The organism is Plectonema cf. radiosum LEGE 06105 (assembly GCF_015207665.1).
Taxonomy (GTDB): Bacteria; Cyanobacteriota; Cyanobacteriia; order Cyanobacteriales; family Nostocaceae; genus Rivularia; species Rivularia radiosa_A.
Window position 1 is genome coordinate 24,847 of sequence record NZ_JADEWL010000001.1, and the last position, 24,482, is coordinate 49,328.

The following is a 24,482-nucleotide window of genomic DNA, read 5'->3' on the forward strand; positions in this document are numbered from 1 at the left end:
TCTAATTAGTCTAAATTTAGCTTACCTTGTTTTACGAGTCGAGAATCATATAGCTAGGGCGATCGCCATCTTCATTTTCACTGGTATCGTGCTATTGATAGTATAACTAGGCTTTTGAAAGCGATATCTGCTTCTGTTGTCAAAATAGCAGAAGAATATAAAATAAGTTTTACTTTTATTAGTTGCTAAATCAATGGAACCAAAACCCAAACAAGATAACTTTTTAGAAATTATTCAAGAAGAAAAATTTCAAGATAATTCACTTTTGCGTCGTGCATTAACTCATCGTTCTTACGTTCACGAAAATCCTCAATCAGGAGAACATAATGAACGGTTAGAATTTTTGGGTGATGCTTTATTAACCTATCTCAGTGGAGACTATCTTTATCGTCGTCATCCAGATATTGAAGAAGATCAATTAACTCGTAGACGTTCAGCATTAGTAGATCAAAAGCAGTTAGCAAGGTTTGCTTTGGAAGTCGGTTTAGATAAAAAGATGCGATTGGGTAAGGGTGCTATTCGTGAAAGAGGATTTCAAAATCCTAATTTACTTAGCAACACTTTTGAAGCTGTAATTGCAGCTTATTATCTCGATAACAATTTCAATGTTGAAGCAGTACGTGATGTTATTGAACCGTTATTTGATTCTGTACCCGAAGAAATACTTGAATCTCGTTCTCATCTCGATCCAATAAATCAGTTTCAAGTCTGGGTTCAACGACACATTCCCCAAAATCCACCATTACTACCTAACTATGTTCGGACTAAAATCGGTGGCTTACCTCATGCTCCAGAATTTCTCTGTGAAGTATTTGTAGATAATCGAAAATACGGCGAAGGTACGGGAAAAAGTATTCCAGAAGCTAAAAAAATGGCTGCGGAAAATGCTTTAACAATTTTAAAGTCAGAGGGTTTTCTTTAAATTATGATATTGGATATTAAATCGAGTAACGTTAAAATTTCCGGTGATTCTCAGAGAGTAGGGACTAAGGAAGGATAATTATTTTTATTTGTACCTACTTACTGATTAATTATTTCTAAAGGCAAAATTACGGTAAATCTAGAACCAATTTCTAATACAGATTCTACTTTAATTTCCCCTTGAATTAGCTGAACAATTTGGGCAACTATTGCTAAACCTAAACCAGTACCATCGATAAAACAAGAATCTCTTTTGGCATTAGCACGATAATAAGGTTTAAAAATATTTAGTAAGTCTTCTTCAGAAATACCTACTCCGGTATCTGAAACGATAATTTCCCATCTATTTTTATTCACCCTGTGACAGTCGATTTCAATTGTTCCGGATTCGGTATAGCGAATTGCGTTACTTACAAGATTTGTCATCACTTGTTGTAATTTTAATCCATCTGTTACTACTAGTTGAGGAGCATTCTCACAATTAACTATTATTTCTATTTTTTTATTTTCTAAAGAAGGTTGTAACATCTCCCGTACTTCGGCAATTAATTGACGCGGATTTATTGATTCTAATTTTAATTTTACTTCTCCCGCTTCCAGACGAGAAATTTCCAATGCATTATTAATCAAACGTAATAACTGTCTACCACTAGTTAATACACGCTCAATGTGTTCTAAATTTCCATAGGTATCTCTAACTTCCGATTTTTGTTTTTGTAACCGTAAAAATAAATCAGAATATCCAATAATTGATGTTAAAGGACTTTTTAATTCATGGGCTAAAAAAGAAAGATTCTCTTGACTTGTGCGAACAAATCGAGTTAATTCTTGATTGTGCAAAGTTAACTGATTTTGTAAATGTTTTAATTCCGCAATTCGTTGTTCTGTATAACTTTTAAAACAACGCGCAACTGCTTCATCAACTACAGTATCAATTGAACGCATTACTTCAACTACTTCTATCGCTGTTGATTGCAATAAATGTTCTTCTAAAGTCGAAAATATAACTTGACGAAACAAATGATATTCTCTAGCTATTTCTGAAGCATCATAACCTTGTTCGGCACGAAGAATTCCATGGTTTAAACTCGCTTCTACTACCGACTCAAAATCATCTTCTTGATTTTTGCAAAGAACCGTTGCTAAAGCTAGCAAAACATATTCAAGATGATTTACTATGGCTAAACGAGATAAACCGCAGCTACTTTCAATTTGATTGTCCTCATGAACTTTTTTAAGCCAGTTTTCTACAATTATTTCTTTTTTATCAATAAGTAACTGACTAAAATCTTTCATACAATTATGACAAGTTAATCAAAATTATAATATATTTTACTCTTATTGTAGTAGTATAATATCTAGGATTTATCCATGTGAAGTCATAAACCAAATTCATTGTTCGCTATCTACTCGTAAAAATCAAGATTTTGCATAAAACCAGATTTATGCAGCCTAGGTCTTGATGGTAATATTTAATTATCCACATGAATCATATAAATAATAATTCTCACATACATTCCCTGGATTTCTCACAAGTAAGTGATAAACGTTGAGTGACGAATTGATTTTCCCACTACTCATTACTTACTACTCACTGCAACTTCCTTGTTGTTTGTGAGAAATGTGGGATTCAGACATCATATTTTTAAAAGGGAATATCGGGTAAGTAATAAAATAAAAAAACATCCTAAACCTCCTAACTGAAAAAGATATTGTTATGTATTTATGTGAAAAAATCTAAAAATGTTTAATTGCAATATTTATATGACTATTTTTGGCAACCTTGCTTTAAATTGCTTAAAAACAATCTATTTACTGCTTTTCGCTGTTATTTATTCCTGATTGTTAATTCAACATCACAATTACGATGAGTGATATCATGTCTAGTCCCATTCTCAACAATCGGAAAAATCAAGATTTTGATCAACTCAGAGTTTTGTAATAAACCCGCTTTTTAGTCCAGACAACTCAATATTATTAATCAAATGTTAATTAAAATTTATTTATTCTAATTAATAATAGTTGTGCTAATAATAATAATTTCTAATGTATAATCTAATCTCAATCTTAAGGAGGATGTTTTTTTGCTGCTATTTTTACGATGCTACCTAGCTGAGTAGTTAAAAATTGTACCTAAGTGCATGAGTATAAGTTACTACGGATTATTGTAAGGGTGTATGAATAAAATTACGACCTTTTTGGCGGAATAAAAAGATGTTATTAGGAATTTGAAGTATGAATTCGTCGGAAGAACACAACAATAATATTTCGCGAGAAGCAGGACAAATAGTATCAACTAGAGATACTAAGGTGCCTGTAGGATATAGTAATCCTGAGATTCATGAAAATAATAGCTTGCATAAAGTTAGAGATATTTTAGTGGGTTCTCAAATGCGAGAATTGGATAAGAAATTTTCTCGTTTGGAAGAGCGTTTAGTTAAAGAATGTACAGATTTAAGAGATGAGACGAGAAAAAGATTAGATTCCTTAGAAACTTATATTAGAGAAGAAGCAGATGCTTTGGGTGCTAAGACGAAAAGCGAACAAGTCAAGCGTGATGAAGCATTGAAAGTGATTACTGAAGAGCAGAAGAAAGTTGCTGAATCCTTAGAGAAAAAGATGGCTGAAATTGATGAGGAAGCAAATAAAATTCAACGAGAGTTACGTCAGCAAATTTTTAATCAATCTCAAAACTTGCATGATGATATTCGCCAAAAATATGAAGAACTTGTCGGTTTATTAGAGCGAGAAACCTACGAACTCAAGAGTGAAAAAACAGATCGTTCCCAGTTAGCTGCTTTATTTTCGGAATTAGCTTTGCGGTTGAATTCTCAATAATCAGTTAACAGTTATCAGTTAACAGTTATCACGGTTAATTGATAACTGTTAAATAAATGAATGACTTTTTTTTGAATTTATTTAAGTTTAATTATTAGAAAATCACAAAATACCGATGAATAATTATAACGGCAATAGATTAGCAGAAGAACCTTTAAAAAATCATCATAATAATCATATTAAAGAGAATAATCAATTCAATGAATTAGATGAATTAAATGAATTGACTGAATTACGGAGTTTACTTTTAGGAATTGAGCAACCAAAACTTGATAAGTTTTATCAAAAATTGGATAATCCTCAAGTTGATGCTGAAGATATCAGTAAGATGCTGCCTGAAGCGATTATTTTGCGGACAATGAAAGATGATCAGTTGTCTGAAGCGATGATTCCTACTGTTGAGCAAGCGATTGAGTCTTCTGTCAAAAAAGATATTAACATACTTTCCCAAGCGATTTTCCCGATTATTGGTCCTGCTACCCGCAAGGCGATCGCCACAACTTTGGATGAAATGTTGCAGTCGTTTAATCGGGCTTTAGAATATAGCGCTTCACCGCAAAGTCTGAAGTGGAGAATAGAAGCAAGACAAACGGGGAAATCCTTTGCCGAAGTTGTGCTATTACGGACGCTAATTTATCGTGTGGAACAGGTATTTCTGATTCACAAGCATAGCGGATTGATTTTACAGCATATAGTAGCATCCAAGGTAGCGGCTCAAGACCCATCTTTGGTTTCGGCAATGTTAACAGCGATTCAAGATTTTGTCAGAGACTCTTTTGAAGTAAGGAAACACGAGGGGCTGCATACTTTAGAATTTGGGGAATTGACAATTTGGATTGAAGAAGGGCCTACAGCAGTTTTAGCGGGTATTATTCGCGGAAATGCACCGGAAGAGTTAAGAATTGTCTTTAAGAATGTTTTAGAAAAAATACATTTAAAATTAAGTAAAGAAATTGAGAATTTTTCTGGTGATACTCAGCCGTTTGTACCTAGTAAACCCTATTTAGAAAATTGTCTAGAATCCCATTATCGAAATCCTACTAACACTAAATATACTTATGCATGGCTTTCTGTGACAATACTGACAATTGTATTAGGTATTTGGGGATTTAATGTCATTAGAGATAATCAACGTTGGAATAATTACGTCAAAATTTTGGCAGATCAACCTGGAATTTTGGTGACTAAAACGGATACAAGAAATGGAAAATATTTGGTTACAGGGATGCGTGATCCATTAGCAGTTGAACCAAATCAGTTCATGAAACAATTGAATATCAATGAAAAAGCAGTTGTTTATCAATGGAAACCTTTTATATCTTTAGAACCAGAAATTATTGTTAAAAGAGCCGAAAATTTCCTACAAAAACCGAAAACAGTTACTTTTACTCTTGATGATAAGGGTGTTTTAAACGCTACAGGTTTTGCTCCTCGTGAATGGATTTTATCCGCTAGACAACAACAATCATCCCTATCTATTTTGGGAATTAATCAATATCAAGATGAAAATCTGACTAACTTAGATATTGAACAACTTAATACTTATAAAAAAGAAATTGAAGAAATAATCTTGCTTTTTGAAAATAATACAACTCAATTTTTACCCGGTGAAACAGAAAAACTCTTAAAATTATTGCCAAAACTACAAAATCTGATTGATGCTGCTAAATCTTTAGAAAAAGATATTTTCATCGAAATTGATGGATATGCAAATAGTTTAGGAGATAAACAAGCAAACATCAAACTTTCTCAAAATCGTGCGGAGAAGATTTTAACTTACCTTACATCCCAAGGTATTAACAAAAATTATTTTCGCACAAAATCTTTAGACTCTGAAAATATTTTACGTCCTGAATCAACCGAAGAAGAAAAAAAACTTAATCGTAGAGTCTCTTTCAAGGTTATCATAGACGACATTACTAAATATAAATAGAGGAGTAAACTCATGCTCCAGAAAAAAATCTGTATGGTGGGTGCATTCGCTACTGGTAAAACAAGCTTAGTAGCTAAATTCGTTTACAGCATATTTTCGGAAAAATATCAAACCACTGTAGGGGTAAAAATTGATAAAAAAACAGTACAAGTAAAAGAACAAGAATTAAGTTTGATTTTATGGGACTTGTATGGAGAAGATGAATTTCAAAAATTAAGAACTTCTTATTTAAGAGGTTCATCTGGTTATTTGTTAGTAGTGGATGGAACGCGAAAAACAACTTTCGAAAAAGCTCTTGAATTACAACAACGAGTTGAAGAGAATTTGGGTAAAGTACCTTTTATTTTAGTGTTGAATAAGTGGGATTTACAAGATGAATGGGAGTTAGATTCTGCCACGATAGAAACCATTGAAAACAAGGGATGGAGTACGATTAAAACTAGTGCAAAAACTGGATTAAATGTAGAGGAAATTTTTAATATACTTGCTTCTAAAATACTGAAAGGATGAATGCATGGATATCCCTTTCCCTGTCAGTAATTATCTTGTTAATTTTCTGAAAGAAAGTCGTTCTCTAGCATATCTATTTGTGAATAAAGATGGATGTTTATCTAGTTGGGGAGGGAATTTAACAGAATATGGAGTTAACAATTTACAACAAGGAGAAAATGCTAGTCAACAAATTTTCTTTCTGGAAGGACTTTTACCACTTGATGATTTTCCATTGTTTTTACCCTGCATCCAAACTAATAACGGAATTTGTGCGGATGTGCATTTGTTTCCTGAAAAAGATGGAGATTGGGTTTTACTATTAGATGCAACTTGGGATGAAATGCAAATCTTTAAAGTCCAACAACAAGTCAATTCTTCTCGGTTAATGCAGCGCAAATCATAGTAATATTATTTCGGTACTAAATATCTAATATCAGTTATCAGTTAACAGGAAACAATAACTAATCATTAGGACTTGATATAAAATATTAATTCTACGACTGTTTAATTATGAGTGAATCAATAACAGCGGAAATTTTTGCTGCTTTAGATATCTTAGTTTTAGAAAGACTTGATTTTGGTAAATTTAAAATTTCTGGAAATATCCCCAAATGGGTGAGACGATTTTGTCGTAAGATTTTTAAACCAGGAATGGAAATTTTAATTCCTGAAGAAGAGTTTCCTTTCCTCGAAAATTTTCTGATTGATGGGGAAGAATATTGGCAGAATAACCATGAAAAACCTTTAAAATCTGGAATATGGACTGATTTAGATATATCGGGGAATGAATTTCATTTTGAAGCTTCTGTTCTTTTCGCAAATCACAAAAAAATATTACTCGTCGAAATGATGAGTGATGCTTACATCGAGAAACAAAGTCTGATTCAACAAGCTAGAGAAAATAAGCTTAATTATCAACATATTCTTAAAGAAAATCAGAAAAAAGAAGTTTTAATTCACTGCATTATACATGATGTTGCCGGACAGTTAAGTGGTATTAATTGTTGTTTGGCTCTGCTAGAATTAGAAAATTTAACTGAGAAAGGTAAAGAACGTTTAGAAATCGGTAGAAAGCAAACTATTAAACAAGAAATGCTGATTCGAGAAATTTTAAACGCATTTTCTCAAGAAATTCAATCTTTAGAAAACTTCACAGATGATGTTGAAACAGCACCAGATGTTTTAGTATCTGTATCTGATGCCATCGAATTATTCACGCCAAGTTTCACACTCAATCAAATGCGGTTACAACTATCGTCGGATATAGATTTAACCGCAGATTGGCGAATAGTTGGTGATAAATCGCGTTTAGATCGGATTTTAGCAAACTTGATCGAAAATGCTTTTCGTCATAGCCCCTCAAACACCACAGTTACGATCAATTTACAACAACAAGAAGATTATATTCTTGTGAGTGTAGAAGATGAAGGAAGTGGTGTTCCAGAAGAAATTGCCGATACTTTATTTCAAAAGTTTACTCAAGGTAAAAAAAAATTTGGTAAATCTGGACTCGGACTTTATTTTTGCAAAATCACGGTAGAACGTTGGGGAGGAGAAATTGGTTTTACCCCTCGTGAAAATGGAGGTTCTCGCTTTTGGTTTACTTTATTAAAAGCAGTAAGAAGCAATGGGGAGTAATCAGTTGTCAGTTATCAGTTACCAGTTATCAGTAATAAATTCTAACTCCTAACTGTCAACTGTCAACTGTCAACTAACTCCTAACTTCTACTTTGTTGAGTGAATAAATATCGACTCCACGTCCAAAAGCAAAGCGTAAGGAAGCAGGTAAATTTTTACTTGATAAAGTCATAAAAATAATTACTGCGATTAAAGCGATCGCAAAGTTAAATCCGAATATGTTGCGATAACCAATGTGTTGAGCGACTAAACCAAAAATTGGTCCTGCAAGAGCAACACCAATATCAAAGCCTACCATACATAAACTAAATATTCTTCCTCTTTCCTGAGGATAAGCTCTATCTGTAATCATCGCTGCAATCATCGGAATTATTGTCCCACCACCAATTCCCTCGATTATCGCTGCAAATAAGAAATCTTCCGAACTATTGGCTGTCCATAATAATAGTAATGCCAAACTATAACAAACTAAACTCAAAGTGATAAATAAACCCCTACCAAATTTATCACTGGCTTTTCCGCAAAATAACCTCGAACAAAAACTGGCGATCGCCACTACTGTGTAAAATAATCCAGGATTTAGCTCTGCTTCGGTTGATTTGATAAATAATGGTACGAAGGTATGTAAACTACCAAGAATCAAACCTATAATTAACAAGATAAAAGCCGGAATCCTCACTCTCGGACTAATCAATTTTCGCCAAAATGGACTGTCGTTATTAACTACTTGCTCCTCTACTGGAACTATGGGATTAATAATTGGTATGGTACATAATAATGCCAGGCAAGCCAAAGCAGTGGATAATATAAATAATGAAGTATAACCAGCAGCTTCCATTAAATAACCACCTAAAGCCGGACCAATTGCTAAACCAACTGGATTAACTAAGCTCATATAGCCGATTAATTCCCCACGATTTTCTACTGGTGCAATATCTGCAACTAATGCCAAAAATCCGGTGGAAAAGGCTGCAATACTAATACCGTGGAAAGCTCTTATTACCATTAACAATGGTATTGATTGCACAAAATTGTAGCCGATGGGAGCTATCACTGCTGATATAATACCAATTATCAACACGATTTTTCGACCGCGTTTATCTGCTATTTGACCTAAAAATGGGCGAAATATCAATAGCCCAATCGCAAAACTACCCATTATTACGCCTATTTGCTGTTTTGTTGCTCCTATATCTTCAATATAAAGCGGTAAAGTTGGCAGTAATGAAGCCAAACTAGCCCAAAATAGCAAACCTGCTGCAAATAAAGCTAGCAGGTTTCGCCGTACTTGGCTATCTACTGATAATAATACTTTCACGGCAGATGCAATTCTTGTGTGAGGTTTGTGATTTGTAGTTTGTTATTTGCTCTTAAATCACTTCAAATAAACAAACTACTATCTCTATGTTACATTACTTTACATATCTCTTTAATTTACTGAAAAATTATTTGCTCTGCATCAAGTGAGGAAAAATCAACTGGCTGTGATATGATTAAAAATAAATAAAACGATATTTTTATAATCGGGTGTAAGTATTTTTTTTTGAGAGGGCAATATTCCCATTATAAAAATAATCTTTCTATAAAAAATATAATATCAGAAAAACACGAAATCTAAAATTTTTTTTCAAATTTTCAAAAATTTTTGTAAAAATACTTGCTTAAGTTAGATTTTTATTGTATTGGTTTTTTTTGATTGAGGATTGAATTGAGCAAAAAAAACGTGCCTTTTTGTTAAGTCTCGTGTTTCAAACAGCCCTACCCGCCTCGACCAATTTCTTGGTTGTACGGCTACTTTTAATTAATTTATGATGTTTTTTTGTTATGGGTTTTTCACCAACATCATGATTGATTTTACCAAAAATATCGTATTGTTAAAACCTGTTGAGTCGCGTTTCATCCCCTGGATAAATTTCAGGGGTTCTCACGCTCCCACTTTATTTTGATAGTTAAGTGTTCGTAGTAATTAAAATCACAAAAAAAGTTGAAATTAAGTATTTTTATTGAGAAAAATCCGAGGTTTTATGAATGGTGGTTGTATAAACAGGTGAGGTTGATTGCGGCTATATAACAATCCTATTTGTATGTATCGAAATCACGGTGTTGAGATACCCGACTTCTTGAAGAAGTCGGGGGTCTAAATTCTCAGACTTATTTAACTGTTTACTGTTCCCTTTGATTTTGTATAACTTCGCGGATGCGATAAATTGGTCTTCCTTGGGATTCGTGGTAAGTACGCATTAATAATTCAGCGAGTAACCCGAAGCAAAATAGCTGTACTCCGGTGACTAAAAGCAACACAGCTAAAATCAATAAAGGGCGATCGCCAATATTTTGACCTAATATTAATTTAGTCCAAGTTAGATGAAGACTTATTGCGCCACCGGACACCATAAAAATCAAGCCCCACAATCCAAAAACGTGCATCGGACGGCTGAGGAATTTTTTCATGAATGCGATAGTAAATAAATCCATCATGACTCGGAAAGTACGACCTAAACCGTATTTACTGCGACCAAAACGACGAGGGTGGTGACGAACTGGGATTTCGGTAATTCTGGCACCTTCAATATAAGCTAAGGCAGGTAGAAAACGGTGTAGTTCTCCGTACAGGTTCATATCTGCTACAAGTTCGCTACGATAGGCTTTAAGAGAACAACCATAATCATGAATATTCACGCTGGTGATGCGACGAATTAACCAATTGGCAATTTTGGAAGGTAACAAACGGGTGAGAGCGGCATCTTGACGATTTTTGCGCCAACCACTGACTAAATCGTACCCTTCATCTAACTTTGTCAATAACATGGGGATATCTACGGGGTCATTCTGTAAATCGGCATCTAAAGTTACAATAGATTTGCCCTGTGCATGGAAGAAACCGGCTGCCATTGCCGCAGTTTGACCGTAATTGCGTCGTAAAATAATACTTTTGAGGTCGGTGCGGATTTGTGCTTGTTCTTTCAATAATTGAATAGAACCATCAGTGGAACCGTCATCAACGCAGATAATTTGGTAATTTAAATGACTTTCAATTAAAGTGGATGAAATTGCTTCGAGTAAATGAGGTAAACTTTCCACTTCGTTATGAACTGGTACTACCACTGAAACATCGAGAACAGGAGATATGGCATCTTCCTTAACCGTCAAACTTCCAGAAACAAACCCATTTCTCATAATTATTTATCCTTAGCCTTTTTGTGGGATGTAACTGCTTACCACCCTTCCTACACCTCGTAGCTGCTGATAATATGACCGACTAACCTCATCTCCCTGTTCCGAAAGACGATCAATTCCAATACCATTTCGTCCTTTATCTTTTCCCGAACTATGGATATAATAACTATCTCCCAAATAAAGACCTACATGAGTGGCTTTTTGAGGAGTGCCAAAAAATATTAAATCACCTGCTTCTAAAGAATTTAAATCAAAATTCTCCACAGTACAAACTTGTTGAACAAAAGCCTCTTGCTGATAAGCATCTCTGGGTAAGCGAATTTCCACCAAAGCAAAAGCCTTTTGCATCAGTCCCGAACAATCATAATTTGGTCCAACGGTACCACCCCAAAGGTAATAATTTGGTTGTTCCATAGCTTTTTGGGTAAAAGCGATAACTGACGGTAAAAGTTGCTTTATTTGAACTGGGGAAAATGATTTAATTTGTAAAGGTTCAGCCGCTGGAGATAATACCTGTAAATCGTCAATTAACACCCAACCGGAGTAATCATCTTCAGATAAGCATACCTTGACTGAACTTTGATTTAACGTTTCTAGGATTACCTGTAAATATCTTCCCTTTTCCGCTTGAGTTGACAAACCTTGACATTCAGGAGAATCGTAGATATTCAAATCAGCTTGGGTTACATATTCAAAATTTGCTTGCAATTCCTCTTGAGAAACCATAAAACTTTGTAAGTAATAACAACGAAGTTTAAATCAAAATCGGACGGTAACGATGTTTTTCTTTAACCGCGACGAACAACTTGAAACACTTGGTAATAGTATATTAGAAGCTACTTGGGCTGAATTTCCTACGTTAGCTCGTAACCAAATTGCTGTAACTTGGATTATCTACGACCCGCCGGTATCTGTAAATACGGGTGGTGCTTTAACTCCAGATGCTTTTTGGAATCATCCAGTTCGTGGTTTTACTTATCGGGGTGTCGAAACAATTTATCCGGCCTCTGTAGTCAAATTATTTTATTTGCTAGCGATACATGAATGGCTAGAAAAAGGTATGGTAGAAGATTCCCCAGAGCTACAGCGAGCCATACGGGATATGATTGTGGATTCGAGTAACGATGCTACGAGCTTGATTGTAGATGTATTAACGGGGACTACTTCGGGACCAGAATTATCACCCGGACCATTTGAAACTTGGAAACAACAGCGTCATATTGTCAACCGCTATTTACAGTCTTTGGGATGGGAAGAATTACAGACAGTAAATGTTTGTCAAAAAACTTGGGGTGATGGTCCCTACGGACGGGAACGAGCCTTTTACGGACAATTTTTAGAAAATCGTAATATGTTAACTACTAATGCGATCGCCAGATTATTGCACGGGATTGTGGGTGGGGTTGCAGTTAGTGCAAGTCGTTCTCAAGAAATGATGAATATCATGAAGCGCAGTTTGAACCCCGAAGAGTTACCACAAGATGTAGAAGAAGACCAAATCACAGGTTTTTCAGGTGGTAGTCTTCCTGTAGAAGCAAAAATTTGGTCAAAAGCCGGTTGGACTTCCTCAGTTCGTCACGATGCAGCTTATATTGAAATACCGGATAAGCGTCCTTATTTATTAGTGGTATTTACGGAAGGGAAATCAAACGCTAAAAGTAGAGAAATTTTACCATTTGTTTCTCAACAGTTTAGGTCAGCTGTTTGTAGTATGCAGTAAGAGGATGGGGGGATGGGGGGATGGGGGGAAATAAACTGTTAACTGTCAACTCTTAACTTCTAATTCCTAACTCCGGTGGTACTAACTCTTAACTCCTAATTCCTAATTCCCCACTCCCAGCCGGTAGGGTGTGTGACGCTACGATTAAATTTGAACGTAGTAATAAAGTTTGTAGAGAATTTGAGGAATTAGTATGATTCAAGCATTGTCAAAACAACAACTATTAACCATTCAAGAATTTTTGGATCAAAAGCCGGATGGAAATCGCTATGAACTACATAATGGAATAATTATTCAAATGGCTCAACCTTCTGGCAAACATGAAAATGTCACGGGTTTTTTAGGTTTGCAAATTGGTATTGAATTTACTCGGTTAAATCTTCCATACAATATTCCGAAAACGGCATTAGTCGCTTTTTCTGATGGAGAATCTGATTTTGCTTACTGTCCCGATATACTTTTGATCAACCGCAGCAATTTAAAAAATGAACAGTTGTGGGAAAAATATTCTACCGTCGAGCAACCAGAATCAATTCCTTTAGTAATCGAAGTCGTTAGTCAAAATTGGCGTGATGATTATTATAAAAAGTTTGCTGATTATGAAAAAATGGGCATTTCTGAATATTGGATTGTCGATTACGCTGGCTTAGGAGGACGAGATTTTATTGGCAACCCCAAACAACCTGCTATTTTTGTTTGTCATTTAGTGGAGGGGGAATATGTCAAAACTTTATTTCGAGGAAATAATCCGATAATTTCTCGGTGTTTTCCACAATTAAACCTGACTGCACAGCAGATTTTCGACTCAGCACTGTAGGGTTTTTTTATCAGTAAGAGAAGCGAGTAATCGCGATCGCGCTCAATCTCCAGTTTTTAGTATTTTTAATTACTACACGCAAAATAAAATAGTATTAATACTTAAAAAACGGGTTTTTATTTTGTTAAAAAGCATAAAAATATACTAAAAGTCCCATCTTAAAATTTATGTAATTTCTTGGGAAACACATAACCTGTAGCCCATATGGTAAAAAACGGCAAAAAAATCGCGTGAACTAACAGAACAGATAAAGCTATGCCGATAACTTTCCAGTTTTTTCCTAATATTAATGTCAAACTATCAACAGTATCGAAATCTAAAAAAGTATTGGCAATAATTGAAATATTAACTCCCATAAATAAGAAGAGAGTAAATAAACTGGTAAACATGACATTCCATCGTAAATCTAAGTGAGGTTTTCCCACAGCTACTAATAATTGAGATGCTGCATCTGCAAAAGGCCTGGGAATCGCTGATAAACAAATTAATATTAAAATTGGGATGGCACTTATCCACTGTTGACCAAAAACAATGGGAACATAAATAGGAGCTAAACTAGCTTGAAACAATACAAAAGGAATAATGATCAAAGCAATAGTTCTGAGACTGTGGAAATAACGATGTTGGAATTCCAGCCATTCTGTACGTGCTGAACATAAATGAGGTAACATTACCGAACTAATGGCATTAATGATACTTAAACTGATTCCTAAACCAGCATTAAAACCAAAAAAGTAGATTCCTAATTCTTCAATCCCGACAAAACGTCCAACTATTAAATAATCTAAATTATTTCTCAAAGTTTTCAGCAATCCCACACCGAGAATATGTTTGCCAAAATTTAATATTTCATCCCAATATACTGTTGTAAATCCTTCACGAGGTCGCCAGGAATGATATTTGTAATATATGATAATTTCTAAGGGAGCAACTATCACAACCGGCAGTGCAAAAGCCCATACTCCCATACCCATAACGGCGAAGATTGCCGTCAATATTCCCGAAATAGAGTATTGAACTACATTGGTAAATGCGATGACTTTAAACCGATTTTCTCTTTGAATTAAAGTTTTTTGAATACCGTGAATCGGCCAAATTAAATAAGCTATTCCAGTAATAATAATGGGAAAAATAATCTCTTTACTTTGATAAAACCAAGCAATAGGAAATGCAGCAATAGCTTGAATCATGAATAAACTGGCAAAAATCAACCAGTTTAACCAAAAAGCAGAACTACATAACTGCGGAAGTTCTTTCTCATCAGCTTGGATAATCTTTGCACCGATACCAACATCAGCAAAAGTAATTGCAAACTCTCGCACCGCCAGAATAATCGCTCCCAAACCGTAATCATAGCGAGTTAAATACCTGGCGATGATGACTACTAATCCTAAACGTAAGACTCTATAAAATATCTCAGCCATACCCAGCCAGCCAAGATTACGAATGAACTGGCTAGATACTTTTTTCTTAATATACCTGGTAATTGGGTTTAAGGAATTCACAATTTGTTTAGTCGGAAGTTATTTAATTTTGATGTATCGGCTTTAACCGATTAATCAGGATTCCAAGGTATTAGTAACTAAACCTAAAATCCGATTACGTCCAGCTTTCAATTCATCCAATGCTGTTGAAAGTGAGGGACGAACAGTTTTACCTAGTCCTACAACCATCAAAATTCCATCGGCATGAGTCGTTAAAATACTGGTATCTAAACGTCCCAAAATATGGGGAGTGTCGTACACTACTAAATCGAAATCAGCTTGTGATCGCTTGACAAAATTTTGCATTCTCGGTGAAGAAAACAGCTTTGCAGGATTGCGAGGTATCTCTCCTGCGGTGATTACAAATAAATTTTCTTCTTCATAAGATTGTCCAATTGCATCATTTAAATCTAAACCTTGGGAAAGTATTTCGCTTAATCCCTGGGTATTTACCAAACCCAAACTGTGATGTACTTGAGGATTTTGCAAATTAGCATCCACTAACAACACCCGTAAACCAGCTTCTGCGGCTGTTTTTGCCAAAGTTGTCGCTACAGTAGATTTACCTTCTCCTGGAGTAGCTGATGTCACAATTAGCGAACAAATCTTAGTTTGCTCTCGAAAAGCTTGGATTCTGGTATACAAAGAGTAAAAAGCTTGTGTATAAGGAGAAGTTTTGTGCTGTTGATTTCTACCACCACCATTTTGTAGAAGCCAGCGTTCTTCGGTTTCGAGGGTATAAACTAGTTCTTGTTCAGTAGGAGTTAATTGTTTGATTTCTTTTAAGTAAGGAATCGTGACTAATAAAGGTAATTTCGCGCTTCGTTTCACTTCTTGAGAATCGTGGAAAACATTCTGAGCATTCTCTAAAAGAAAAGCAACTAAAACACCTAATAGTAAACCTGCAACTCCTCCTAAAATAATATCGAGTTTACCTTTAGAATTATCTGCGATCGCGTTACCATTTTTATCTTGGGGTAGCCTTGGAGGCATAATTAATTCCCAAGGAACTTCTTGCTGAGCAGCATCTACCCGTAGTGCTTCTTGTTTACCTAAAAGCTGCTTGAGAGTATCGCTAGCAACTTGTAATTCTCGTTGCAAATTGGCATATCTACCACTAACTACGGGATATTGCTTAATTTGTTGATTTAATCCGATTAAAGCATCATCGGTAGCTTTCAAGCTTGCTTCTAATAACTGAATTTGGTTTGCAGCTTCAGCCATTGTCTGGATCAGTTGCCGACGAACGGAATTTTGATAAACTCCTACCTGGGGATTCAGTAATTCTTCGGATACATTGGAACCCAAAGCCAATTGTGCTTCCCGCTTTAATAAAGGTATGAGTTTGCCTCGTCGTTCCCTCAGAGACTGCATTACCGGATTGGCATCACTTAGACGTACCGACTCGGTGGCAATTTCCGCTTCTATATCTCGAACTCGTTTGAGTATCTGTTGATACTGCGGTGATTCACTTAAAGCTGAAGCTGCGATCGCGGTATTTTGAGACATTCCCAACTGTTTTTGTAAGGAAGCATAAAGCGATTTGGTTTCTGCGAGTTTTTTTGACGCTTCTATTTTGCTTGCTTGCAATTGATCGACTCTGTTAAGTAATTGTTCTCCTTGAAGTTCAGGATTAAATAAATTGTAATTCTGCTGAAAAAGCTGCATTTGTCCTTGGAGTGTATTGACTCGTAAGCGCAACTTGGGAATCTGCTGTTCGACGAATTTGATTCCTTGACGTAAATTCGTTTGTTCTTGTTCGAGACTGTATTTTCGATAAGCTTGAGAAACTTTATCTAACACATAGAGAACTTTATCAGGATTGGAATCCTTGTAGCGAATTTCAATGACTCTGGATTCAATTTCACCTTGAGAAAGTCGGCTAATGTGTAAAGTACCATCCTTAACTGCGCTAGGAACTTTCCCAGAACTGCTACCACCAGCCAATTTGCCGTAGGTAACTCCGGGATATTTAGCCTGTATTTCCTCAACTACAGGTTCGATAATTTTCGGGCTTTTTAAAACCTCTACCAAAGCCTGATAATCTAAAGCCGTAGTATTGTCTCTTGTAATTTTATTTACATCTTGCTGAAGAGTTTGAGACAGTAAAACTAGCAGTTCGCTTTCAGAATTTCTTAAAGGTTCAACTAGTAATTGAAATTTGCCTTCATAGGAATGAGTACGAGTGGAACTCCAGTAAGCTGCTCCGGTGGTTGCGATGACAGCGACGCTAGCAATTAAAGCTGCTCGACGACGCAAAGTTGAGAAAATGCGACCAAAAGGAATGTTTTCTTCTTCCAAATTTTCCGGTCTTTTTAATAACCAATATGGCTCTCTAGATAAAGAATCAGTTTTACTTAGAGACTGCAAATCTTCTTCTGTGATTGGCATTTGTGTTTCCATTCAAAATCCCATTTCAAACAATTTAATATACGTTTTCGGTAGATAACGCAATTGTAAATATTGTGTTGCTAACCTGTTAGTAAAGATAATTTAAATACTGACTATGGTTATTTTTCACGTATTACTGATTTTCGGCAGCGTCCATAGCATTGTATTAATACAGTAATTAAATTGAGATGTTTCGCTTTAAGGTATTTGCATATTACTACATCTCAATAATTTCTCTGACAGGCTAGGACATATCTTGTTTGAAACTTAATAATAGAGCGATAGGCTGAATATATTTTTCTGAATTAATCAAAACTTTACTGAAATCGGACTAGCTGATGAAGATTAAGTAAAATCTTGGTTTATTAACATTGTTAAAAAGAGTAAAAACACGCATAATGATTTCAATAATATATTCAGTATATATAAAATGTTCTCTTTGCACCGAACTCTATAAATCATATTTTGCATAGTTTATCAGCTTTTTAAAACTTGATATTTAGAAAATAGATGAAGTGATTAAACATAATTTAAACCTTTAGATAAAATCAAAATCATCTATTGACAAAATCAGCGAATTGATTCATTAATTAAAAAACTTCATTAATTAATTCACTTAAAAAAGTATGAAGTTTAACAATACCTGGAAATTTTAGGTATTTTTATTCATAGAAAAATTATATATTAGGAAATATATTCGGTATGCCAAAGTTACCAAAGCTAACCGAAAAGATATTCGTTGTATTTACTCTTTTTCTTTCTACAAGTGCCTTGATACCTGTACTTATAGAAGGTGGAAGTAGTGGGGGAATAAGTAGTGACCCCTACAGTCCTAAATTCTTTACGGCAATCTATACAATAACTTTCTTGTTAATAGCAGCGCATCAGAAAAATTTTGTTCGTGTTGCACAAAAAGATATTTGGATATGGCTATTTTTAGGAATTGTTATAGCCTCAATCTTATGGACTTTCGCACCGGATGTGACTCCAAGACGTAGCGGATTGCTGTTAGGAACAAGTGTATTTGCTGTATACATGGCAATGCGTTTCACTTTAAGAGAACAATTACAACTATTAGCAGCAGCTTTGGGAATAGTAATTGTACTCAGCTTTATATTTGCCATTGCGCTACCAAAATATGGCTTAATGACAGTCCAAGAAGGAGGAATTCATGCAGGTGCTTGGCGGGGAATCATGACTCATAAAAATATTTTGGGTCGATTAATGGTTTTCAGTAGCATGGTGTTTTTATTTGTTGCGATGAGTAATCCCATTCGTAATATTAAATATCGCTGGATTCCCTGGGCTGGCTATATTCTTTCCATCGCTTTAATCGTACTTTCAACTTCCAAGTCCTCTTTAGTTGTTTTTCTATCTCTAACAGTTATTTTGTTTCTTTATAGAAGTTGGCGAAGTAATTACAACCAATTAATACCTTTGATAATTGCACTAATACTGACAGTTGGCAGCATATCTACATTATTGCTAGATAATTTACCAGTTGTCGCCGATGCATTAGGTAAAGATTTAACTCTAACCGGACGCACCGATATATGGAGTGCAATGTTTGATTTAATCAGAGAACGTCCTTGGTTAGGCTATGGATTTAATGCTGTCTGGAGGGATTGGAACAGTGAAATTACAGCTTATCTTTGGCGTACTCTTGCCTGGGAATGTCCTTACGGACATAACGGCTTTATGGATTTATTTGCAGAATTAGGTATTGCAGGCTTATCGGTATTTTTATTGAGCTTTATTACTACTTATTTCCGAGGAGTAATGTGGTTGCGAATTACCAAATGTATAGAGGGTATTTGGCCTTTGATATATTTAACTTTCTTAGTGATGTACAACATCAGTGAAAGCACCCTTGTAGAAACTAATAGTATTTTTTGGATAGTCTATGTTTCTACTGTTTTTTCCCTTGCTATTGAGTATTCTCTTGCCAAAACTTATCAATACAATAATTCTTCTTTAATAGAAGAACAATGGATAAATATAAAAACATTTCCCGAAAATAACTAACAATATGAAGATGACTTTAGTATGTCATGATATCCCTTATCCTGCTATTCACGGCGGACGGATAGATATGTGGCGCAGAATAAAAGCTTTTGCTCAAATTGGCGTTGAGCTACAACTGATATGCTGGTTTGATCGAGTTCCCGATTATGGCGAAATAGCCGAAATCAAAAAATATGTTAATTCTGCTTATTTTATTCCATTTCAATATAATTTATGTGCTAAAGCTAGCAGAATTTTCAATTTATTTCGCTATCCTTTAGAAGTTACTTCTAGACTTGTTAGGGGGCAAAAATTAAATGATTTAATCTCTCAAGTTCGTGCTTTTAAACCTCATATTGTTTGGTTAGATGGTATTCATGGTGGAGATGTTGCATCTCAACTAAGTCAATATTTTAATATACCGATAGTTACTCGCTGTCATAACATTGAACATCTGTATTATCAAAGATTATTTCATTCTGCAATTGGCACAAGTAAAATTAAAAGATATTTATCAGTTTCTCATTTAGAACAATATGAAAAATCCTTATTAAACAATAGTCTTTTATTCTATGACATTTCCCCAGAAGATTTAAAATTCTGGAAGTCTCATGGATTTAAAAATGGACGTTATTTACCTCCTTTAATAGAATTCAATAAGTCTCAAAACCTAGATAATAATTACCAAAATAATCATCATTATTCTCAATATGAAGTTGTGTTTTTAGGTAATCTATATTCTAATAATAATGTAGCTGGTATTATTTGGTTCTTAACTCAAGTTCTGCCTGAAATTCGTTCTCAATTATCGAATGTAAAAGTTTTAATCGCTGGAGCGAAACCGATAAATAAAATTAGGCAGCTATGTGAAAATATCGATGGTGTAGATTTAAGCATTAATCCATCATCCTCCAAAGAAATTTATCATTCTGGAAGAGTATTAATTAATCCCGTTTTAACAGGTAGTGGAGTTAGTATTAAATCCTTAGAAATGTTAATGGCTCGTAAACCCATTGTCTCTACACCCCAAGGAATAGCGGGTTTACCTCTTTCAGTTAAACAGTATTTCAAAATTGCTTCAGATACACAATCTTTTGCAGCAGCAATTGTTAATTTACTATGCAATGTTCAAAAAAGTTATATCGAGGAAAAAGTACTTGAATCACTATTTGGAAATCAAGTTATACATGAAGTCGTATCGGATATTAAATCATTAATCTAAATTTTTCCTATATTTTTAGTTTACTCAATCAATGAAAATTTTGTATTTAACAACCGTTCTTCCCAGTGGGAAAAAAACTGGTGGTGAAATCGCATCTCAATGTTTTATTAACGCTTTAAAATACTCCGGACATGAAGTATTTGTTGTCGGTTATCAGCGCCCAAATGATATCAATTCTGAAAATAGTCATGAAATTGTAGTTGAACAACGATATATAGAAACAGAAAAATCAAAATATCATCCATTTTTGTGGATGGCTTTAAGCCTAGGTCAACAGCTTCCTTACTCAGCAGCAAAATATTATTCTCAAAAATATTTGACAAAAATCAAAGATATTTTACAGGTCAATGACTATGACATTATCATTATCGACCATGCTCAATTAGGTTGGTTATTACCTTTATTAGGTCAAAAATCCCAAATTATATTTATTGCTCACAATGTAGAACATCAACTTTACGAAACACAATTAAAAGCGGCTAAAAAATATGTTTCAAAATACATATACAAAAGAGAAGCTCGTCTGATAAAAAGAATGGAAGACAACTTAGCTGCTTCCTCAAAACAAGTATGGACTTTAACATCTGATGATTCTAATTACTTTTATACCCAAAATAAAAGTAGTAAAGTGTTTCATCTACCTTCTAGCTGGACAATACCATCAAAAAATTCAGCAACCAAAAACTGCGATATTGGAATCATCGGTAGCTGGACATGGAAAGCTAACAAGTCTGGTTTAGAGTGGTTTTTCCAAGCGGTTTATCCTCATTTACCGACAAATATATCAATTCATGTTGCTGGCTCTGGTGCAAAATGGTTAATCGAACGATATCCCAATGTCAAATATTGCGGATTTGTAACTGATGCACAAGCATTTATGGGATTAGCAAAAGTGATTGCGATTCCTTCTGTTAGTGGCGGTGGAATTCAAATCAAAACTTTGGATGCTATTGCTTCTGGAAGCCCCATAGTAGCTACAAATGTAGCCATGCGCGGTATTTCAACCTATCCCTCTGCTATCAAAATAGCCGATGATCCAAAAAGTTTTGCCCGTAGTTTAATGCAGTTATTAGCGTTTAAAAAAGCAGAACAGGAAAAACTGCTTGATAACAGACTTACATGGTCTGTGCTGCGCCGAGAACATTTCTATGACAGTGTAAAGAGTACAATCATTTCTATGTAAAATAATTATGCTGCTTAACTCACCTGTTATCCGTAGTATCTTCAATAGTTTTAAACAGAGTATATGGAGACTATTTAATATTCCTAAAACAAGCCCAAACTTGAGAAGAACTACAAAACATATCCTAACCGGCTTCATACTTGGATGGTTGTGTATAAGTTTAAGTTTTGGCTTTTTTCAATTAATCGGGACATTTAAAGGTAATACTTCTGTCGCAGCTACTACCATTGTGCCTCCCTTTTCTACACGAAGTTCTCATATAGTTGATAGTACTGGTAAAGTAGTGTCCCTGCGCGGTATTAATTGGTTTGGGATGGAAGTTGAAACCCACGCTCCTCATGGTTTATGGGTAAGAGACTACAAACAAATGCTTCGTCATATTAAAAGTTTGGGTTATAACTTAATTCGCTTACCCTATTCAGTGGAAGCACTGCAATCTTCTCAGGTTACTGGTATAGATTTTTCTATTGGTGCCAATGCAGAATTTTATGGCAAAACTCCTCTAGAAGTGATGGATTTAATTATCCAAGAAGCGGGAAAACAGGGATTGCTGATTTTATTAGATAGTCACTGTCTTAAAGATGGACATATTTCAGAATTATGGTATGGAGATGGTTTTACAGAAAAAGATTGGGTAGACACTTGGATTCTTTTAGCAAACCGCTATAAAAATCAACCCAATATTATCGGTGCAGATTTGAAAAACGAACCCCATGGTAGTGCTAGTTGGGGAACTGATTATACTTCAACAGATTGGCGCTTAGCTGCACAAAATGCTGGAAATAAGATTCTTCAGGTAAATCCTAACTGGTTGATTGTAGTAGAAGGAGTGGAAAAAAATGTACCCAATCAACGACAGCATGGCTACTTTTGGGGTGCAAATTTAGAAGGTGTTCGGGAATATCCCATACATCTGAAAAAACCTCACAAACTGGTTTATTCTCCTCACGAATACGGTGGTGCAAAAGTCTCCTGGTTTCAAGATGCAGCATTTCCCAGCAATCTTTATCAACGTTGGGAAATCGGATTTCACTATATTGCCACAAAACGCATCGCTCCCATTTTTGTTGGCGAATTTGGTGGATATTATGTTGACAGTAAATCTAAAGAAGGTATCTGGCAACAAAAGTTTGTAGATTACATTAAACGGAATAATTTGAGTTTCGCTTATTGGTGCTGGAATCCTAATAGTAAAGGTACTGGAGGCATATTACAAAATGACTGGCAAACAGTAAATGCTCCAAAACAAGCACTTTTAAGTAAGCTACTATCTTAATATCAAATTCTTCAATTCATAGATGCCAATAAACACATTGTATAGATTAACAAAATCTTGTAATAAATATTGTAATTATGTTAGAAACTATCAAGCAAAAACTGGATTTCCAATCAAAGTTTAACTCTAATATCCCAAATAACTATATTAATTCTCATCAACAAACCCGTGTTTTAATAATATCAATGCGAGGTTTTCATTCCGAAGCTTTTCGTTCTGCGGAATACGAATTTGAAGATGTAATTACTAATTTTGATTATGCCGATTTAATCTCACCAGTATATGTATCTAATTTTAAATCTAAAATCATAAAAAAAGCGGCTAACTGTGCAGGTTCAACTTTAGGTCAAAGCAAATTATTACACTCCGGTTGTAAAGAATTAATCATCGATAAAGAATATGATTTATTATTCTTTATTTGTCAACATTTTTGGGATATGACCTGTATTAATGCCATAAAAGGATGGCGCGACAAATGTAAAAAAGCAGTATTATGGATAGATGAAATTTGGGCAAAGGAACTTGAAAATCCCAAAACTGCACTTTGCTTAAAATTAGCAAAAGATTTTGATTATATATTTACCACTCAGAGCAAAAGTGTTGATGCTATAAGTCAGTTAGTTAAACGTCCTTGTTATAGTTTGCCTTATGCCGTCGATGCTGTAAAGTTCTGTCCTTATCCACAGCTTCCTCAAAGACATATCGATGTTTATAGTATTGGTCGTCGTTCAGAAATCACACATAAATCTTTACTAGAGCTAACCGAACGAGAAAACTTCCTTTATCTATACGATTCTCTTAAAGGTTTAGAAATGAGGAATTATCAAGAACATCGAATTTTATATAGTAATTTAATTAAAAGAAGTCGTTATTTTATTGCCAATAAAGCAAAATTTGATAGCGGTAATCAAACAGGGGGACAAGAAGAATTAGGTTCCCGCTTTTTTGAAGGAGCCGCAGCAGGAGCAGTAATGATTGGAACACCACCAGTTTGTGAAGCTTATAATACACATTTTGATTGGTCTGATGCTGTAATTGAGGTACCTTATAAAACTACTGAATTAGTAAATATCATTGCCGAATTAGATGCACAACCGGAAAGATTGCAAAAGATACGAAAACAAAATCTAATTAACTCATTATTGAGGCATGATTGGGTATATCGTTGGGAAGAAATTTTAAGTAAAGTCGGACTTAATAGCACACCTCAAATGTTAGTTAGAAAAGCTTATTTGCAGAATTTAGCTGAAATTATTTCGATAGCATAAATTTACTTATTAAGTTTTTATATCATCTTTGCTAAAAAATAGAACTCTTTTATTACCTCAGTATGTCATTAAAATAATAGAAGTCGGGTTTTTACTAAAAACCCGACTTCTTACTTAC

At 34.7% G+C, this 24,482-nt stretch carries 19 protein-coding genes; 13 read left to right on the forward strand and 6 right to left on the reverse strand.

The features are described 5' to 3' along the window. The first annotated feature begins 193 nt into the window (after window positions 1–193). On the forward strand, window positions 194–922 hold the full coding sequence (gene rnc / locus IQ247_RS00095) for a ribonuclease III (RefSeq protein WP_193915457.1): 729 nt from the start codon (window positions 194–196) through the stop codon (window positions 920–922). Window positions 923–1,020: 98 nt separating this feature from the next. Here rnc and IQ247_RS00100 read toward each other — a convergent pair whose 3' ends face one another. Further along, the gene (locus tag IQ247_RS00100) at window positions 1,021–2,217 is read right to left on the reverse strand and encodes a sensor histidine kinase (RefSeq protein WP_193915459.1); all 1,197 of its coding nucleotides are present in this window, start codon (window positions 2,215–2,217) and stop codon (window positions 1,021–1,023) included. A 939-nt stretch (window positions 2,218–3,156) separates the two neighbouring features. On the opposite strand from IQ247_RS00100, the gene IQ247_RS00105 reads away from it, so the two are divergent. From IQ247_RS00105 to IQ247_RS00125, 5 genes are all read left to right on the forward strand, one after another. Beyond that, window positions 3,157–3,759: a hypothetical protein gene (locus IQ247_RS00105; protein WP_193915462.1), complete on the forward strand. Its 603-nt coding sequence runs from the start codon at window positions 3,157–3,159 to the stop codon at window positions 3,757–3,759. Between the two features lie 115 nt (window positions 3,760–3,874). Continuing rightward, on the forward strand, window positions 3,875–5,692 hold the full coding sequence (locus IQ247_RS00110; RefSeq protein ID WP_193915465.1) for an OmpA family protein: 1,818 nt from the start codon (window positions 3,875–3,877) through the stop codon (window positions 5,690–5,692). 12 nt (window positions 5,693–5,704) lie between these two features. Next, window positions 5,705–6,202: a Rab family GTPase gene (locus IQ247_RS00115; RefSeq protein ID WP_193915468.1), complete on the forward strand. Its 498-nt coding sequence runs from the start codon at window positions 5,705–5,707 to the stop codon at window positions 6,200–6,202. A gap of 4 nt (window positions 6,203–6,206) precedes the next feature. Next, the gene (locus IQ247_RS00120) at window positions 6,207–6,587 is read left to right on the forward strand and encodes a hypothetical protein (protein WP_193915471.1); all 381 of its coding nucleotides are present in this window, start codon (window positions 6,207–6,209) and stop codon (window positions 6,585–6,587) included. 107 nt (window positions 6,588–6,694) lie between these two features. Further along, window positions 6,695–7,822 (forward strand): sensor histidine kinase, encoded by a 1,128-nt coding sequence (locus tag IQ247_RS00125; protein ID WP_193915473.1) that lies wholly within the window; start codon window positions 6,695–6,697, stop codon window positions 7,820–7,822. 73 nt (window positions 7,823–7,895) lie between these two features. On the opposite strand, the gene IQ247_RS00130 is transcribed toward IQ247_RS00125, so the two are convergent. The 3 genes from IQ247_RS00130 to IQ247_RS00140 all read right to left on the reverse strand — a co-directional run bounded on the left by IQ247_RS00130 (window position 7,896) and on the right by IQ247_RS00140 (window position 11,725). Then, entirely contained in the window at window positions 7,896–9,140 is a 1,245-nt protein-coding gene (locus IQ247_RS00130; protein ID WP_193915475.1) for an MFS transporter, read from the reverse strand. 845 nt (window positions 9,141–9,985) lie between these two features. Continuing rightward, a complete protein-coding gene (locus tag IQ247_RS00135) occupies window positions 9,986–10,999 on the reverse strand; it encodes a glycosyltransferase family 2 protein (RefSeq protein WP_193915477.1) in 1,014 nt (337 codons plus the stop codon). Between the two features lie 12 nt (window positions 11,000–11,011). After that, window positions 11,012–11,725 carry a C40 family peptidase gene (locus tag IQ247_RS00140; RefSeq protein ID WP_193915479.1) on the reverse strand — a complete coding sequence of 238 codons (714 nt, stop codon included), beginning with the start codon at window positions 11,723–11,725 and terminating at the stop codon, window positions 11,012–11,014. Window positions 11,726–11,777: 52 nt separating this feature from the next. On the opposite strand from IQ247_RS00140, the gene IQ247_RS00145 reads away from it, so the two are divergent. After that, window positions 11,778–12,719, forward strand: coding sequence for a serine hydrolase (locus tag IQ247_RS00145; protein WP_193915481.1), 942 nt, complete (start codon window positions 11,778–11,780; stop codon window positions 12,717–12,719). A gap of 193 nt (window positions 12,720–12,912) precedes the next feature. Continuing rightward, window positions 12,913–13,536, forward strand: coding sequence for a Uma2 family endonuclease (locus IQ247_RS00150; RefSeq protein WP_193915483.1), 624 nt, complete (start codon window positions 12,913–12,915; stop codon window positions 13,534–13,536). Window positions 13,537–13,694: 158 nt separating this feature from the next. Here IQ247_RS00150 and IQ247_RS00155 read toward each other — a convergent pair whose 3' ends face one another. Then, window positions 13,695–15,041, reverse strand: a complete 1,347-nt coding sequence (locus tag IQ247_RS00155; protein WP_193915485.1) for a lipopolysaccharide biosynthesis protein — start codon at window positions 15,039–15,041, stop codon at window positions 13,695–13,697. A gap of 54 nt (window positions 15,042–15,095) precedes the next feature. Beyond that, a complete protein-coding gene (locus IQ247_RS00160) occupies window positions 15,096–17,423 on the reverse strand; it encodes a GumC family protein (RefSeq protein WP_193915487.1) in 2,328 nt (775 codons plus the stop codon). Between the two features lie 690 nt (window positions 17,424–18,113). Between IQ247_RS00160 and IQ247_RS00165 the strand changes: the two genes are divergently transcribed. The 5 genes from IQ247_RS00165 to IQ247_RS00185 all read left to right on the forward strand — a co-directional run bounded on the left by IQ247_RS00165 (window position 18,114) and on the right by IQ247_RS00185 (window position 24,364). After that, window positions 18,114–19,436, forward strand: a complete 1,323-nt coding sequence (locus IQ247_RS00165; RefSeq protein WP_193915489.1) for an O-antigen ligase family protein — start codon at window positions 18,114–18,116, stop codon at window positions 19,434–19,436. Window positions 19,437–19,446: 10 nt separating this feature from the next. Continuing rightward, window positions 19,447–20,637, forward strand: a complete 1,191-nt coding sequence (locus IQ247_RS00170; RefSeq protein ID WP_228059354.1) for a glycosyltransferase — start codon at window positions 19,447–19,449, stop codon at window positions 20,635–20,637. Window positions 20,638–20,668: 31 nt separating this feature from the next. Further along, the gene (locus IQ247_RS00175) at window positions 20,669–21,820 is read left to right on the forward strand and encodes a glycosyltransferase (protein ID WP_193915494.1); all 1,152 of its coding nucleotides are present in this window, start codon (window positions 20,669–20,671) and stop codon (window positions 21,818–21,820) included. A 100-nt stretch (window positions 21,821–21,920) separates the two neighbouring features. Then, window positions 21,921–23,096, forward strand: coding sequence for a glycoside hydrolase family 5 protein (locus IQ247_RS00180; RefSeq protein WP_228059355.1), 1,176 nt, complete (start codon window positions 21,921–21,923; stop codon window positions 23,094–23,096). Window positions 23,097–23,173: 77 nt separating this feature from the next. Then, complete coding sequence (locus tag IQ247_RS00185) at window positions 23,174–24,364, forward strand: glycosyltransferase family protein (RefSeq protein ID WP_193915500.1); 1,191 nt, start codon at window positions 23,174–23,176, stop codon at window positions 24,362–24,364. Window positions 24,365–24,482 lie beyond the last annotated feature (118 nt).